Genomic DNA, 1,187 nt, shown 5'->3' with positions numbered 1-1,187 from the left:
CGCCGTGGGCGTCGAGGCTGTCCACCTCGGCCGGCTGCAGAAACGCCAGCGCCTGGCCCTCACCGATGGCGTCACCGGGTGCAACCGTCAGCGCGCGGACGATGCCGCTGTGCTCGGCCTTGACCTCGAACTCCATCTTCATCGCCTCCAGCACGGCGATGCGCTGACCGGCGGCCACGGCGTCGCCTTCGGCCAGCGCCAGGCTGACCAGCACGCCGGCGCTGGGCGCGCTGAGGGCCAGGGTGCCGGGCGGGGCGTCGAGGCTGGCTCTGGCGCTTTGCGCAGATGCGTCGCCGGCAAAGTAGCGGTGCGGATGCGCCTGTTCGCGGGCGGCCAGCAGCTCGCTCAGGTGACGTTCGACGTAGGTGGTGTCGACCTGATTGGCCAGCACCTCGTCGCGCTGCAGCAGGTTCTGCAGCAGGTGCAGGTTGCTCGCCACGCCTTCGAGGCGAAATTCGCACAGTGCCCGGTAGGCGCGGCGCAGGGCGCCTGGGTAGTCGCTGGCGCTGGCGATCAGCTTGGCGATCAGCGAGTCGTAGGCCGGGCTGACGACGTAGCCGGTATAACCGCAGCCATCCACGCGCAGGCCGGGGCCGCTGGGCGGCTGGTAAGCGCCGAGCACGCCGCTGGCCGGGCGCGCGCTGCCATCGGCGAGCAGGGTTTCCAGATTCAGGCGCAGCTGTACGGCATAGCCTTTCGCTGGCGGCGGAGTGAGCAGGCCCAGCTCGGCCAGGCTGCTGCCGGCGGCCAGGTGCAGTTGCGTATGCAGCAGATCGATGCCAGTGACCTGCTCGGTGACGGTGTGCTCCACCTGCACGCGCGGGTTGGCTTCCATGAAGTAGAAGCGCCCGGGCTGGTCGAGGTCGAGGAGGAATTCGAAGGTGCCGATGCCGCGATACTGCACCTCGGCGGCCAGGCGCAGGGCGCTGGCGATGATGGCCTCGCGGGCGACGGCGTCCAGATCCGGGCTGGGCGCGATTTCCACCAGCTTCTGGTGGCGGCGCTGCAGGCTGCAGTCGCGCTCCCACAGGTGGCTGACCGCGCCGCTGCCGTCGCCGAGCACCTGCACTTCGATATGCCGGGCGCGGCGCACGCGCTTCTCCACGTACAGCGCGCCGCTGCCGAAGGCGCCCTGGGCCTCGGAGGCGCAGCGGGCGAAGGCCTCGGCCAGCTGCGCGGCATCCTCC

General features: G+C 70.9%; 1 protein-coding gene. It reads right to left on the bottom strand.

The window, feature by feature from the left end; all coding sequences use genetic code 11:
• The coding region (locus N878_RS21325; RefSeq protein WP_021445563.1) for an acetyl-CoA carboxylase biotin carboxyl carrier protein subunit at nucleotides 1–1,187 on the bottom strand (1,187 nt) is incomplete at both ends.

The sequence above is a fragment of the Pseudomonas sp. EGD-AK9 genome, from assembly GCF_000465935.2.
Taxonomy (GTDB): domain Bacteria; phylum Pseudomonadota; class Gammaproteobacteria; order Pseudomonadales; family Pseudomonadaceae; genus Aquipseudomonas.
The sequence above is the reverse complement of the archived record's forward strand: the minus strand, read 5'-3'. Positions and strand labels throughout refer to the sequence as shown.